Origin of the sequence: Klebsiella sp. GB_Kp047 (assembly GCF_040065235.1) — a bacterium.
Classification (GTDB): domain Bacteria; phylum Pseudomonadota; class Gammaproteobacteria; order Enterobacterales; family Enterobacteriaceae; genus Klebsiella; species Klebsiella quasipneumoniae.
Genome location: NZ_JBEAJG010000004.1, coordinates 72,824 through 87,079, shown reverse-complemented (window position 1 = coordinate 87,079; position 14,256 = coordinate 72,824). Strand labels below are relative to the sequence as shown.

The window sequence follows — 14,256 nt, the reverse complement described above, 5'->3', positions numbered from 1 at the left end:
CCGCATGCAGAACCGGCTGACCATCAAAGATATCGCGCGCTTAAGCGGCGTAGGGAAATCAACGGTATCCCGCGTCCTCAACAACGAGAGCGGGGTCAGCGAACGGACCCGCGAGCGCGTCGAAGCGGTGATGCAGCAGCACGGTTTCTCGCCCTCCCGCTCCGCCCGCGCCATGCGCGGCCAGAGCGATAAAGTGGTGGCGATTATCGTCACCCGTCTCGATTCGCTGTCGGAAAACCTCGCCGTGCAGACCATGCTGCCCGCCTTTTATGAGCAGGGTTACGACCCGATTATGATGGAGAGTCAGTTCTCCCCGGGGCTGGTGGAGGAGCATCTCGGCATGCTCGCCCGGCGTAATATTGACGGCGTGGTACTGTTCGGTTTTACCGGCATCGACGAGGCGATGCTCGCCCCCTGGCGCGACACCCTGGTGCTGATGGCCCGCGACGCCCCCGGCTTCGCCTCGGTGTGCTATGACGACGAGGGGGCCATCACGCTGCTGATGCAGCGGCTCTACGAACGCGGACATCGCCACATCAGCTTCCTTGGCGTACCGCACAGCGACGTCACCACCGGCGAACGCCGCCATCTCGCCTACCTCGCCTTCTGTAAAAAGCATCGTCTGACGCCCACCGCCGCCCTGCCGGGGCTGGGCATGAAGCAGGGGTATGACACCGTCGCCAGCGTGTTGACGGCCGAGACCAGCGCCCTGGTCTGCGCCACCGATACCCTCGCCCTCGGCGCCAGTAAGTACCTCCAGCAGCAGGGCCGCGATGCGCTGCAGCTCGCCAGCGTCGGCAGCACGCCGCTGATGAAGTTTCTCCACCCGGAAATATTGACCGTCGATCCGGGCTATGCCGAGTCCGGACGCCGGGCCGCCCGGCAGTTGATCGAGCAGATCGCCGGCAGCGTCGATCCCCGCCAGATCGTAATTCCCGCCGCCCTGAATTAATCTCGTTCGGGCGATTTATGTGATCGTCGCCGGGTTTCGGGAACGTTCCCATTTTGCAAATCAAGCGGAACGGTTAGGATGCCCTCAAGGTAAAAACGGCATCTCTCCCCCTCTGTTTTTGAGGCTTCATCATGAGCAAAGTAAACCAGCAGGACATCGATAAACTGATCGAACTGGTGGGCGGGCGCGGCAATATCGCCACCGTCAGCCACTGTATTACCCGTTTGCGCTTTGTGCTGAACGACCCGGCCATCGCCAGACCAAAAGAGATTGAGCAGCTGCGCATGGTGAAGGGATGCTTCACTAACGCCGGCCAGTTCCAGGTGGTCATCGGCACCGAGGTGGGCGATTACTACAAAGCCCTGCTGGCGACCACCGGCCAGACCTCCGCCGATAAAGAGCAGGTCAAACAGGCCGCGCGGCAAAATATGAAGTGGCATGAACAGCTGATCTCGCACTTCGCCGAGATCTTCTTCCCACTGTTGCCGGCGCTGATCAGCGGCGGTCTGATCCTCGGTTTCCGCAACGTCATCGGCGACTTACCCATGAGCAACGGCCAGACGCTGGCCCAGATGCACCCGTCGCTGAAAACCATCTATGACTTCCTGTGGCTGATTGGCGAGGCGATCTTCTTCTATCTGCCGGTGGGGATCTGCTGGTCGGCGGTGAAGAAGATGGGCGGTACGCCGATCCTCGGGATCGTCCTTGGCGTGACCCTGGTGTCCCCGCAGCTGATGAATGCCTATCTCCTCGGCCAGCAGGTGCCGGAGGCGTGGAACTTCGGCCTGTTTACCATTGCTAAAGTCGGCTACCAGGCGCAGGTGATCCCGGCCCTGCTGGCAGGCCTGACCTTAGGCTTTATCGAGACGCGCCTCAAGCGCATTGTGCCGGACTACCTCTACCTGGTCATTGTCCCGGTCTGCTCGCTGATCCTGGCGGTATTCCTCGCGCACGCCATTATCGGTCCGTTCGGCCGCCTGATCGGCGACGGCGTGGCCTTCGCGGTGCGCCATCTGTTAACCGGCAGCTTCGCGCCGATCGGCGCCGCGCTGTTTGGCTTCCTCTACGCGCCGCTGGTGATAACCGGCGTCCACCAGACCACCCTCGCCATCGATATGCAGATGATCCAGAGCATGGGCGGTACCCCGGTGTGGCCGCTGATTGCGCTGTCCAACATTGCCCAGGCGTCGGCGGTGGTCGGCATCATCATCGCCAGCCGCAAGCAGAATGAACGTGAAATATCGGTGCCGGCGGCGATCTCCGCCTATCTCGGGGTCACCGAGCCGGCAATGTACGGTATCAACCTGAAGTACCGCTTCCCGATGCTGTGCGCAATGATCGGCTCCGGCCTCGCCGGCCTGCTGTGCGGCCTGAACGGCGTGCTGGCGAACGGCATCGGCGTCGGCGGCCTGCCGGGGATCCTCTCCATCCAGCCTACCTACTGGCAGGTGTACGCCATGGCGATGGCCATCGCGGTGGTGGTGCCGATTATCCTCACCACCGTGGTGTATCAGCGCAAGTACCGTCAGGGCACCTTGCAGATTGTCTAACTTCTTCTTTCGGGGCGCCTTTGGCGCCCCTCGTTGCAGCAGGAAAGTACTATGAATCAACTCCCCCACTGGTGGCAAAACGGCGTTATTTATCAAATCTATCCGAAGAGTTTTCAGGATACCACCGGCAGCGGTACCGGCGACCTGCGCGGCGTCACCTCCCGCCTCGACTATCTGCAAAAGCTTGGGGTAGACGCCATCTGGCTGACGCCGTTCTACGTCTCTCCGCAGGTGGATAACGGCTACGACGTGGCGAACTACACCGCCATCGATCCCTCCTACGGCACGATGGCCGACTTTGACGCCCTGGTGGCGGAGGCGAAGGCCCGCGGGATCCGCATCGTGCTGGATATGGTGCTGAACCATACCTCGACCGAACACGAATGGTTCCGTCAGTCGCTGAATAAGGAAAGCCCCTACCGTCAGTTCTATATCTGGCGCGATGGCGAACCGGACGCCCTGCCGAACAACTGGCGCTCCAAGTTTGGCGGCAACGCCTGGCAGTGGCACGCCGACAGCGGGCAGTATTATCTGCACCTGTTCGCCATTGAGCAGGCGGATCTCAACTGGGAGAATCCGGCGGTGCGCGCCGAGCTGAAAAAGGTCTGCGAATTCTGGGCTGACCGCGGCGTCGACGGTCTGCGCCTCGACGTGGTCAACCTGATCTCAAAAGACCAGACCTTTCCCTGCGATCTGGACGGGGATGGCCGCCGCTTCTATACCGACGGCCCGCGGGTGCATGAGTTCCTGCAGGAGATGAGCCGCGATGTCTTCACCCCGCGTCATCTGATGACCGTCGGCGAGATGTCTTCCACCTCGCTGGAACACTGCCAGCAGTACGCCGCGCTGGACGGCCGCGAGCTGTCGATGACCTTTAACTTCCACCATTTAAAAGTCGATTATCCCGGCGGAGAGAAGTGGACCCTCGCCCGCCCGGACTATGTGGCGCTGAAGGCGCTGTTCCGCCACTGGCAGCAGGGGATGCACAACCGGGCATGGAACGCGCTGTTCTGGTGTAACCACGATCAGCCGCGCATCGTCTCGCGCTTTGGCGACGAAGGCGCGTACCGGGTGCCGGCGGCGAAGATGCTGGCGATGGTGCTGCACGGCATGCAGGGCACGCCCTATATTTACCAGGGCGAAGAGATCGGCATGACCAATCCGCACTTCAACAGCATCAGCGATTACCGTGACGTCGAAAGCCACAACATGTTTATCGAACGTGCGGCGCAGGGGCAAAGCCCGGACGAACTGCTGGCGATCCTTGCCAGCAAGTCGCGCGACAACAGCCGCACGCCGATGCCGTGGCACGCCGGCGAGAACGGTGGCTTCAGCGACGGTGAGCCGTGGATCGGCCTTGGCGATAACTACCGGGAGATCAACGTCGAGGCGGCGCTGGCGGACCCCGATTCGGTGTTTTATGCCTATCAGCAGCTGATTACGCTGCGTAAAACCCTGCCGCTGCTGACCTGGGGCGATTATCAGGATCTCCTGCCTGACCATCCGTCGCTGTGGTGTTATCGCCGTCAGTGGCAGGGACAAACGCTGGTGGTCGCCGCCAACCTGAGCCGCGACCTGCAGACCTGGCAGCCAGAGGAGGCACCAGGCGACTGGAAGATGATTATCAGCAACTATGCCGAGACCACGCCCCGCCCGACCGGGCTGACGCTGCGGCCGTTCGAAGCGGTATGGTGGCTGCAGGCGTAAGGTATCCCCTGCCCTCCCGAGATGAGGATGTCATGCCTGGCGCCGGTGGCGAACGCCAGGCATTTTTGCTTATTTTCCAGCCAGATAAATTTACATTTATCGCCAGCGCCCATCATCCGTACTCTCACCTTTTTACCTTGTTCTGGGTCAATAAAATCGCAAACATCTTTGATGCAAATCACTACATATAGAACTTAAAATGCGTCCCGGCCCTACATGTTGTATTAATCGTCTATTATGTCACCATATCTTATCGATGTCTGGCGGTGATGAGATGTGGATAAAACGGGCCGGATCTGAAGGCAAACAGCACGAGCCGTAGCGCGCAGCGCCTTCGGGATAACCTCCGCCTCTGTGGATAACCTGTTCTATATATGGAGTGATCATGACACCGCATGTGATGAAACGTGATGGCTGTAAAGTGCCGTTCAAGTCAGAGCGCATTCAGGAAGCAATTCTGCGTGCAGCTAAAGCAGCGGGAGTCGATGACGCAGAATATTGCGCCACCGTCGCAGAAGTCGTTAGCCAACAAATGCAGGGCCGCGCCCAGGTCGACATCAATGAGATCCAGACCGCGGTGGAAAACCAGCTGATGTCCGGCCCCTATAAGCAGCTGGCGCGCGCCTATATTGAGTATCGCCATGACCGCGATAGCCAGCGTGAGAAGCGCGGCCGCCTCAATCAGGAGATCCGCGGTCTCGTCGAGCAGACCAACTCCGCGCTGCTCAACGAAAACGCCAACAAGGACAGTAAAGTCATCCCGACCCAGCGCGACCTGCTGGCCGGTATCGTCGCCAAGCACTACGCCCGGCAGCACCTGCTGCCTCACGATGTGGTGATGGCCCACGAACGCGGCATGATCCACTATCATGACCTCGATTACTCGCCCTTCTTCCCGATGTTTAACTGCATGCTGATCGACCTGAAAGGCATGCTGACCCAGGGCTTTAAGATGGGCAACGCGGAGATCGAGCCGCCGAAGTCTATCTCTACCGCCACCGCGGTGACAGCGCAGATCATCGCCCAGGTCGCCAGCCATATTTACGGCGGCACCACCATTAACCGCATCGATGAAGTGCTGGCGCCGTTCGTCAGCGAAAGCTTTAACAAGCATCGCAAAATCGCCGAAGAGTGGCAGATCCCGGATGCCGAAGGCTATGCCCGCGCCCGTACCGAAAAAGAGTGCTACGACGCCTTCCAGTCGCTGGAGTATGAGGTTAACACGCTGCATACCGCCAACGGCCAGACGCCGTTCGTCACCTTCGGGTTCGGCCTCGGCACCAGCTGGGAATCGCGGTTGATCCAGCAGTCGATTCTGCGTAACCGCATTGCCGGCCTCGGTAAAAACCGTAAGACCGCGGTGTTCCCGAAACTGGTGTTCGCGATCCGTGACGGCCTGAACCATAAGTTCGGCGATCCGAACTACGACATCAAACAGCTGGCGCTGGAGTGCGCCAGCAAGCGCATGTACCCGGATATCCTCAACTACGACCAGGTGGTGAAAGTTACCGGGTCGTTTAAAACGCCGATGGGCTGCCGCAGCTTCCTCGGGGTGTGGGAAAACGAGAACGGCGAGCAGGTGCACGATGGGCGCAATAACCTCGGCGTTATCAGCCTCAACCTGCCGCGCATCGCCCTGGAAGCGAAAGGCGACGAAGCCGCTTTCTGGGCGCTGCTGGACGAGCGCCTGCAGCTGGCGCGCAAAGCGCTGATGACCCGTATTGCCCGCCTGGAAGGGGTAAAAGCGCGCGTGGCGCCGATCCTCTATATGGAAGGGGCCTGCGGCGTGCGACTGAAAGCCAACGACGACGTCTCCGAGATTTTCAAAAACGGCCGGGCGTCGATTTCGCTGGGCTATATCGGTATCCATGAAACTATCAATGCGCTGTACGGCAACCAGCATATGTACGACAGCGAGGCGCTGCGCGAGAAGGGTGTGGCCATCGTCCAGCGCCTGCGCGACGCCGTCGATTTGTGGAAGGAAGAGACCGGCTACGGCTTTAGCCTGTACAGCACGCCGAGCGAAAACCTGTGCGATCGCTTCTGCCGTCTCGATACCGCCGAGTTTGGCGTGGTGGAAGGGGTAACCGACAAAGGTTACTACACCAACAGCTTCCACCTCGACGTGGAGAAGAAGGTCAACCCGTACGATAAGATCGATTTTGAAGCGCCGTATCCGCCGCTGGCCAACGGGGGCTTCATTTGCTACGGCGAATACCCGAACATCCAGCACAACCTGAAGGCGCTGGAGGACGTGTGGGATTACAGCTATCAGCATGTGCCGTATTACGGAACCAATACGCCGATCGATGAGTGCTACGAATGTGGTTTCACCGGCGAGTTCGAGTGCACCAGCAAGGGTTTTACCTGCCCGAAATGCGGTAACCACGACGCCTCCCGCGTTTCCGTTACCCGCCGGGTGTGCGGCTACCTCGGTAGCCCGGACGCGCGTCCGTTCAACGCCGGCAAGCAGGAAGAAGTGAAGCGCCGCGTGAAGCACCTGGGCAATGGGCAGATCGGTTAAAGAACAATGCGCTTTTCCCGGATAGCGGCGCGCAGCGCCTTATCCGGGCTACCACTGCCTGGTGAGTCGTAGCCCGGCCGAGCGCAGCGACGCCGGGAAATGGCCGCACTCCTCCGTTTTCGCAAAGCAAATAACGTCAGAGCAAGGCGGCAAACGAAGGGATCCCAGACAGCCAGGTGGGTTTCCTCAAATCAGTTGGCGTTGTAGCAAGGCGGCAAACGAGTAAGTCCCGGGGAGCTTACTGGAGTAAGTGACCCGGGCGAGCGAGCGCAGCCAACGCCGCTGCAGCGGCAAATGAGAAGAGGAAACAATGAATTATCATCAATACTACCCCGTCGACATCGTCAACGGCCCCGGCACTCGCTGCACCCTGTTTGTCTCCGGCTGCGTCCATGAGTGCCCGGGCTGCTACAACAAAAGCACCTGGAGGGTGAATTCCGGCATGCCCTTCACGACCGAGATGGCCGACCGCATCATTGCCGACCTCAACGATACCCGCATCAAGCGCCAGGGGATTTCACTCTCCGGCGGCGATCCGCTGCATCCGCAAAACATCGCGGAGATCTTAAAGCTGGTTCAGCGCGTGCGCGCCGAATGCCCCGGCAAAGATATCTGGGTCTGGACCGGCTATAAGCTGGAAGAGCTGAATGAGGCGCAGATGCAGGTGGTGAACCTGATCAACGTGCTGGTCGACGGTAAGTTTGTGCAGGATTTAAAAGACCCGGCGCTGATCTGGCGCGGCAGCAGCAACCAGGTCGTGCATCATTTGCGATAGCGTTTAGAGCCGTTTATTCGCCTGATGATAAACGGCCGCTTTCTCTCTTTTGCCAATGGCAATAACGTAAACCACCACCACCCTATCTCGTACTTGATACACCAGCCGATAACCTGACGCCTTAAGCTTGATTTTGTAGCAATCCGGCAAATCGCTCAGCCTGGCCGACTCAATTCGCGGATTCTGCACAATCTGCTGGAGCTTATTTTTGAACTGTTTTTTGACCGTCTCGCCAAGCTGCCATTCGCGCCAGGCTCGTGGGTCAAACTCCAGTTCATAGGTCATCCAGACTCACCTTAACCCCCGGCCGTGGGTTTTCCAGCCGCTCGCGAACGGTGCGTAACAACGCCGCTTCGCCATCGCTGATGGTCATACTTTTCACCGGCATGCGGCCATTTTCCGCAATGTATTGAAACAGCAGGCGTACCGCCTCCGTTGGCGTCATATCGAGTTTCTCCAGCACGGCATAAGCCTCTTTTTTGAGTTTATCATCCAGCCGAACGTTGAGCGTGGCCATTATGCCTCCAGAAAGGGATATTTTGTAATGCATTATAGCATTACATTTGAATTACACTCGAATCTGGAAAACGCCTCTCAAAACCGGCTGACGCACTCCATCGCCACCGTTTTAAACTCATCGAAGCTGCGGGTCGCGGCGAGGCGGCTCATGGCGCGCTCGCGCAGGAAAGTCACGAAAATATCGTAGATCGCCATCGCCTCTTCATACTCGCGCTTGCTGATGGCGAGCAGGAAGATGATATGGGCGGTTTCATCACCCCAGGCGATGCCCTGCGGGGCAATGACGGTATAGACCACCGTCTTTTTCGCCAGTAGCCCCAGGGAGTGCGGCAGCGCAATGCCATCGCCGAGCATGGTGCTGACGATCGCTTCACGCTCCACCACCGAAGCATGAAACTCGGCGTCAACAAAGCCTTCCTCCAGCAGCTGCTGGCACAGCTCGGCGAACAGCGTTTGCTGATCCATCGGCGTATCGACCACCCGGAAGTGGGCGGCATCGAAGTACTTATTCAGCATCCATGGACGGGTACGGTCCACCAGCACCAGCTTGCCGATCTGATCCAGTTGATAGTCAGTGGGGAACGGCGCGATGGTCACTACCGGCTTGTCTTTTTCGCTGATCCGCACCGTGGAGATAACAAAATCCGCCTCGATCGCGTCCCGCTGTTCGTACTCGCGCTGGGAAATAGTGGCGGCGATCTCCAGCTGCGGATATTTGCGCTGCAGGATCGCCTCAATCATCCGCACCATCGCATTGCTGGTATCGCACACCAGCAGCACCTGCGGCTGACGCTGGTAGCCGATGTTGTAGTGGCGCTCCAGCCCGACGCCGATATGCAGCACCAGAAAGCCGATTTCGTTTTCGCTGATGGTGTATGGAGTATATTTGCCCCAGCTGGAGACCGCGGCGAGGGTCATATCCCAGGCCATCGGGTAGTGCTGTTTGATGTTATCCAGCAGCGGATTGGGGATCATGATCTGGTAGCGTACGCGGGTGATCATGGTCTTTATGTGGGTCAGCAGATCGGCGTGCAGCTGGGCATCGTCCAGCAGATTGTAGTTATACTGGCTGTTGATGTAGCGCAGGATGTAGTTGACCAGCGCTTCGTCATCGTCGGCGCTGATGGTTTCCGGGTCCACGTCCTGTACCTGACGGGCGGCGATATGCACGCACAGCCACTCTTCTTCCGCGGGCGATAAAGGTTTACCGGCCAGCCGCTGCAGTTCGCCCGCCAGATCGCGCGCGGCATCACGGACGTTCTGCGCCACATCTTCAGCACTGAAATCCGCCAGCGGGTAGCCTTCGCTGACGCGACGCACCACCACCGCCCCGTACAGGCAGATAAAGCGCTCGCCGACGTCGGTGAGGCGAATATGGTGCCGGGTGAGCGTCTCCTGCAGCACGGGCTCCAGCAGCGCTGGCACCTCCGCGGCAAAGGCCTCGGCGCCGATCGGCGGCGCGATACCGCCCTGCTGGGCCAGCTCCCACAGCAGGTCGGTGAGGCAGGCGCGAACCGATACCTCGCTGCCAAACAGCTTCATACCGTGGCGCGGGCGGGTTTCAAGGGTGAGCTGATAGCGCTGGAAGCGCTCGCGCACCTCGACCATATCGTTCTGCAGCGTGGCGCGGCTGACGAACCACTCATCCGCCAGGTCTTCCAGCTTGATGGAGAACGCCGATGTCAGAAAACGCACCAGCAGAAACGTGATGCGATCCTGGGCGGTACGCGGGACATGCTGCGCCTTCGGCGACGTCTCCTCCAGTGTCTGAAAGCTCGCCGGGTTATCAATTTTCAGCTGATAACCACTGCCGCGGTTAAGGATAAACTGCGCGCCATACTGCGCCAGTAGCGCATTCAGGGCGGTAATATCGGCGCGCACGGTACGGGTGGAAACCGACAGGCGTTGCGCCAGCTCATCCTGCGGCAGCGTTTCATTCCGCAGCAGGGTGAAGAGTTGCGCTAAGCGTTGGTTGGGAAATCGCATGTCAGTTCCTTGTGGTTACGGCTCAGGGTTGGGCGGATATCACCATCTGCGATGGGCTGCCGACCGGCGTGTAGTCTGAGACAAAGGTCAATTTGCCATCCTTCGGCGCCACGCTGAAGCGGGTAATATTATCGCTACGCTGGTTCATGACGTACAGCCACTGCCCCTGAGTATCCAGGGTCAGCGTGCGGGGGTAATCTCCGCGCGTCCAGATATCCTCCTGGTGGCTCAGGCGGCCATCGGCCTGCACCGTAAAGTGGGCGATGCTGTTATGCAGACGGTTGGCGACGTATAGCTGTTTGCCGTCGTTGCTCAGCGCCAGACCGGCGGCAAAGCTGGTGCCCTTATACTCTTTCGGCAGCGCGGAGACGGTTTTGCCTTCGCGCAGCAGACCGCTTTGCTGCTCCAGATGATAGAAGGTCAGCGTCGACGCTTCTTCGTTAATCAGCCACAGGCCGTCGCCCTTTGGCGTAAAGACGAAGTGGCGCGGGCCGGCGCCCGGCGACGAAGCGGCGATAAATGGCGGATCGTTCGGCGTCAGCTTGCCGCTGGCGCTATCCAGCCGGTACTGATAGATCCGATCCAGCCCCAGATCGGTAGAGTAAACGTATTTTCCGCTGGGATCGGCGGCGATCATATGGGCGTGCGGGCCATTGTGATCGCTGATGGCGAAACTGCCCTCGACGGCCGCCGCCGGGCGTTCGGCCCCTGCCGGGCCTTCATCCTGATGCCTGTCCACCGCCTCACCCAGGCTACCATCTTCTTTGACCGGTAGCACGGCGATGCTGCCGCTGACGTAGTTGGCCACCAGCAGCTGTTTACCGTTTGGCGTCAGGGAGAGATAAACCGGCCCGGCGCCGCCGGAGGCGACCTGATTGAGTGCGGTCAGCTCACCGTTCTTCTCAATGCGCCACGCCTGCACCACGCCTTTCTCCACCTCGCTGGCGGCATATAGCGTTTTGCCATCGCGCGAGACGGTCAGCTGCGCGACATTCGCCAGCGAGCTCACCAGCGCCTTGTCCCGCAGCGCGCCGGTGTGGCCATCAACGGTAAAGCGGTACAGACCTTCGCCATTGGGATTATAGGTGCCAATCCAGGCGTAGTGGGTTTGCGCGGCGGCGCCGGCGGCAAGCAAAGACAGTGAAGCAACAAGCAGGTGACGAGCGGTTGGCATGGTAACTCCTTGATGGTTCGGTGGGATCAGTTGCCCCTCATCCTTTGATGGGTGAGGGGCAAGGGCACTACTTCACTAACTGTTTGGTCATCTCCAGCAGCTGGCGAACATCGGCCGGGCGGGTGTTGCCGCTGGCCTTATCGATAATCGAGCTGTAGATATGCGGGATGATTTTGCTTACCCCGGCATCAAGGGCGATTTTCAGGATCTCGCTGTAGTTTTCCAGATCGATACCGCCGGTCGGCTCCAGCCAGAAATCGTGCGCGGCGCAGGCTTTGGCCACTGCTTCGAACTCGTCGCGGTGCTTCAGGCCGCCCATCGGGAAGTATTTGATGGAGCTGCCGCCCATATCTTTTAACAGCGCGATGGCGGTTTCCAGCGGCACAATCCCATCCGCCGCGCCGCTGCTCAGCGGGCCGGTGGAGATCTTCACCATCCCCGGGGTGCCGGTGGGCGAAACCAGGCCGTTGACCACCGTCTCGTTCTGCCCGAGCAGCGCGCGGCTGGTGGCCACGCCGGTGAAGACCTGGTTGACGTGCTGCGGCTGCACCTGGCGAGAAATCTCGCTCACCATCGCCGACTGATTCGGATCCCCCGCGCCCAGCCCGACGGAGAGGGCGTTATCAATCAGCTTCGCGTAGTCGCGCATATCGGCCACCGCGCTGGCGACGTCCGGGTAATTTTTGGAGAGCACGCCGACCAGGACATGACCTTCCGCCGCGTCGTAGATTTCCCGAGCGTTGTCTTTGCTGCCCGCCAGGACGTTCAGGCACACGCGGTCACGGTAAAAGTTTGGGGTCAGTTTCATGCTTGTTTCTCCTTGTGCAGAACTTCCGCGATGCGACGGGCGACCACCGCCAGCTGCTGTGCGTTAACGCTGCGGACATCGGCTTCGATAATGCCTTCATTCGCTTTATAGCCGCGGAAGTAGATGGCGTATTCGCCTTGCTTCAGCGCGTTAACCAGATCGCCGGTCTTCACGCCGGTCACCGCTTCGTCGAATTTGATTTCGGCGCGGGCGATATCGCGGCCGGCGCTGTCCCATACCACACGGGCAGTGACGCCGTTGAGGGTGTTGAGCTGTTCGATAAACGGCGTCATCTTCGTCACCATCTCCTCACCGCTCTCTTTGCTCGCCGTCAGGTAGTGTTCAATGGCGCAGGTCAGGCCGAGGATCCCCTCTTTACCCACTTTCATCGCCCGGCCAATGCCCATCGACTGGCGTTTAACCCACTCAACGTACTGCGTTTTGCCGATCACCAGCCCGCTGGTCGGCCCTTCAATCGCTTTCGCGCCGCTGTAGATAACCAGGTCGGCGCCCATGCGGTAGTAGCCCTGCAGATCTTCCTCCGCCGCCGCGTCGACGATCAGCGGTAAATGATGCTGACGCGCTACTTCCGCGGCCTGCGCGACGTTGAGCATGCTTTTCTGCACGCAGTGGTGGGATTTGATGTAGAGGATCGCCGCGGTGCGCGGGGTGATCGCCGCCGCCAGCTGTTCGGCAGAGCATTCGTTGGCGTAGCCCGCTTCCACCAGCTTACCGCCGCCCAGCGCCACCATGGTGCCGACCGGCGCGCCGAAGTTGACGTTGTGGCCCTTCGGCAGGACGATTTCGTTATTCTCTATCGGCGTAACGTGCAGGTTCTCCAGCAGCCAGTCGCTGTCTTTCACCAGCACCGCCGCCACCGACTGGGCAATCCCTGCCGACGCGCAGGAGACCACGGTCGCCCCTTCCACGTCCAGCAGCCTGGCGATGTACTCGCCGGTCTTATTCACCAGGTCTTTCATTTCAAAGTACTGGTTCATACCGGCCATCGCGGCTTCCACCACTTCCGGGCGCGGCGTGGAGACGCCCAGCGCCGTCATCCGGCCGGAAGTGTTAATTACTTGTTTTAAACGGTATTTTTCAAAAATCGAAGGCATGTTCCGCGCTCCCTTGTTCGGTCAGATAGCCTTTGCCCGCGCGGATCGCGGCCAGCGGCACCAGAATGTTGTCTGCCTGGAGGCTCTCTTTTTCGGCATCCACCAGCAGCGTTGGCTGGCGCTCCAGGCGAAATAGCGTTAGATCGGCGTCGAAACCCACTTCCAGACGCCCTTTACGCGACAGGCGCAGCCCCTCGGCGGCGCTGACGGTCACGCAGTCAATCACCTGCGGCAGGGTCATGCCGATAGCGAGGAATTTCGACATCACCAGCGCCAGCGAACGTACCGGGCCGTCGATGCGGTTGCGGCAGTAAATATCCGAGCTGATGGTGTGCGGCAGAATGCCCAGCGCAATCGCCCGGCGCGCCACTTCAAAGCTGAAGCTGGCGGTACCGTGGCCGACGTCAAGGCGCACGCCGCGGTGCAGGGCGCGGGTAATCGAACTGCGCAGTTCGCCGGCAGGATTCAGAATGCGGTTCGGCTTGCCGTTATAGCAGTGGGTAATGATGTCGCCGCGACTCAACAGCTCGGCAATTTCATCGAGGTTCGGCGGATTATTGCCGATGTGTACCATCAGCGGCAGATCGCCGTTTTCCTGCTGCATAGTCTTGGCGCGCGCCAGCGGCGTAATGCCGTTTTCCCCCACCACGCTGCTGCTCATCCGCGCCTTCAGGCCGACGATAAAGTCGGGATGGCGCTGCACCGCCTGCTTCACCGCCTCGGCGTCGATATTGGCCAAATTGGCCAGTTCGTTCTGGGCAATCAGCCCGACGCGGGAGATATTGAGCAGGGCATAGACTTCCGTCACCGCTTTGCGGGTTAACTGGTAGAAGTCGTCCACATCGTCGGCGCCGGTGCTGCCAGCATCAATCACGGTGGTGACGCCGGTGGCGATGCCAACGCTGTCCGGCTCATCGTGATATATCGGCGAATTTGGGTAGCAGTGAACGTGGGAGTCAATCCAGCCGGCGCTGACGTAGCTGTTGCCCTGCAGATCGATGGTTTTACGGGAGGGCGCGCTAATCTCGCCCAGCGCCGCGATTTTCCCGTCCTGAATGGCGATATCAGTCAGGGTATCGTCGACGAGGCGCGCGCGGCGCAGGAGTAAATCAAACATAGCTATCTCCTGATGAAAGAGTGAATCTG

Annotated in this window: 12 protein-coding genes; 5 read left to right on the top strand and 7 right to left on the bottom strand. The window is 59.9% G+C overall.

The window, feature by feature from the left end; all coding sequences use genetic code 11:
- Positions 1-4 precede the first annotated feature (4 nt).
- From treR to nrdG, 5 genes are all read left to right on the top strand, one after another.
- Complete coding sequence (gene treR / locus ABLV76_RS03790) at positions 5-952, top strand: trehalose operon repressor TreR (protein ID WP_004206520.1); 948 nt, start codon at positions 5-7, stop codon at positions 950-952.
- A 131-nt stretch (positions 953-1,083) separates the two neighbouring features.
- On the top strand, positions 1,084-2,502 hold the full coding sequence (gene treB / locus ABLV76_RS03785) for a PTS trehalose transporter subunit IIBC (RefSeq protein WP_053810837.1): 1,419 nt from the start codon (positions 1,084-1,086) through the stop codon (positions 2,500-2,502).
- A 51-nt stretch (positions 2,503-2,553) separates the two neighbouring features.
- The gene (gene treC, locus ABLV76_RS03780) at positions 2,554-4,209 is read left to right on the top strand and encodes an alpha,alpha-phosphotrehalase (RefSeq protein WP_049003742.1); all 1,656 of its coding nucleotides are present in this window, start codon (positions 2,554-2,556) and stop codon (positions 4,207-4,209) included.
- 385 nt (positions 4,210-4,594) lie between these two features.
- The gene (gene nrdD / locus ABLV76_RS03775) at positions 4,595-6,733 is read left to right on the top strand and encodes an anaerobic ribonucleoside-triphosphate reductase (RefSeq protein WP_348878190.1); all 2,139 of its coding nucleotides are present in this window, start codon (positions 4,595-4,597) and stop codon (positions 6,731-6,733) included.
- A gap of 310 nt (positions 6,734-7,043) precedes the next feature.
- Positions 7,044-7,508: an anaerobic ribonucleoside-triphosphate reductase-activating protein gene (nrdG, locus tag ABLV76_RS03770; protein ID WP_032456904.1), complete on the top strand. Its 465-nt coding sequence runs from the start codon at positions 7,044-7,046 to the stop codon at positions 7,506-7,508.
- 3 nt (positions 7,509-7,511) lie between these two features.
- Here nrdG and ABLV76_RS03765 read toward each other — a convergent pair whose 3' ends face one another.
- The 7 genes from ABLV76_RS03765 to ABLV76_RS03735 all read right to left on the bottom strand — a co-directional run bounded on the left by ABLV76_RS03765 (position 7,512) and on the right by ABLV76_RS03735 (position 14,227).
- A complete protein-coding gene (locus ABLV76_RS03765) occupies positions 7,512-7,793 on the bottom strand; it encodes a type II toxin-antitoxin system RelE/ParE family toxin (RefSeq protein ID WP_017900571.1) in 282 nt (93 codons plus the stop codon).
- A complete protein-coding gene (locus ABLV76_RS03760; RefSeq protein ID WP_002886901.1) occupies positions 7,783-8,025 on the bottom strand; it encodes a type II toxin-antitoxin system RelB/DinJ family antitoxin in 243 nt (80 codons plus the stop codon). The genes ABLV76_RS03765 and ABLV76_RS03760 overlap by 11 nt, the downstream gene beginning before the upstream one ends.
- Positions 8,026-8,102: 77 nt before the next feature.
- Complete coding sequence (locus ABLV76_RS03755; protein WP_094311854.1) at positions 8,103-10,013, bottom strand: PRD domain-containing protein; 1,911 nt, start codon at positions 10,011-10,013, stop codon at positions 8,103-8,105.
- Between the two features lie 22 nt (positions 10,014-10,035).
- Positions 10,036-11,187 carry a lactonase family protein gene (locus tag ABLV76_RS03750; protein WP_017900573.1) on the bottom strand — a complete coding sequence of 384 codons (1,152 nt, stop codon included), beginning with the start codon at positions 11,185-11,187 and terminating at the stop codon, positions 10,036-10,038.
- 67 nt (positions 11,188-11,254) lie between these two features.
- Entirely contained in the window at positions 11,255-11,995 is a 741-nt protein-coding gene (locus tag ABLV76_RS03745) for a KDGP aldolase family protein (protein WP_004206507.1), read from the bottom strand.
- Positions 11,992-13,110: a DgaE family pyridoxal phosphate-dependent ammonia lyase gene (locus tag ABLV76_RS03740; RefSeq protein ID WP_203559296.1), complete on the bottom strand. Its 1,119-nt coding sequence runs from the start codon at positions 13,108-13,110 to the stop codon at positions 11,992-11,994. The genes ABLV76_RS03745 and ABLV76_RS03740 overlap by 4 nt, the downstream gene beginning before the upstream one ends.
- Complete coding sequence (locus ABLV76_RS03735) at positions 13,094-14,227, bottom strand: amidohydrolase/deacetylase family metallohydrolase (protein WP_004206505.1); 1,134 nt, start codon at positions 14,225-14,227, stop codon at positions 13,094-13,096. Before ABLV76_RS03735 ends, ABLV76_RS03740 begins: the two co-directional genes overlap by 17 nt.
- Positions 14,228-14,256 lie beyond the last annotated feature (29 nt).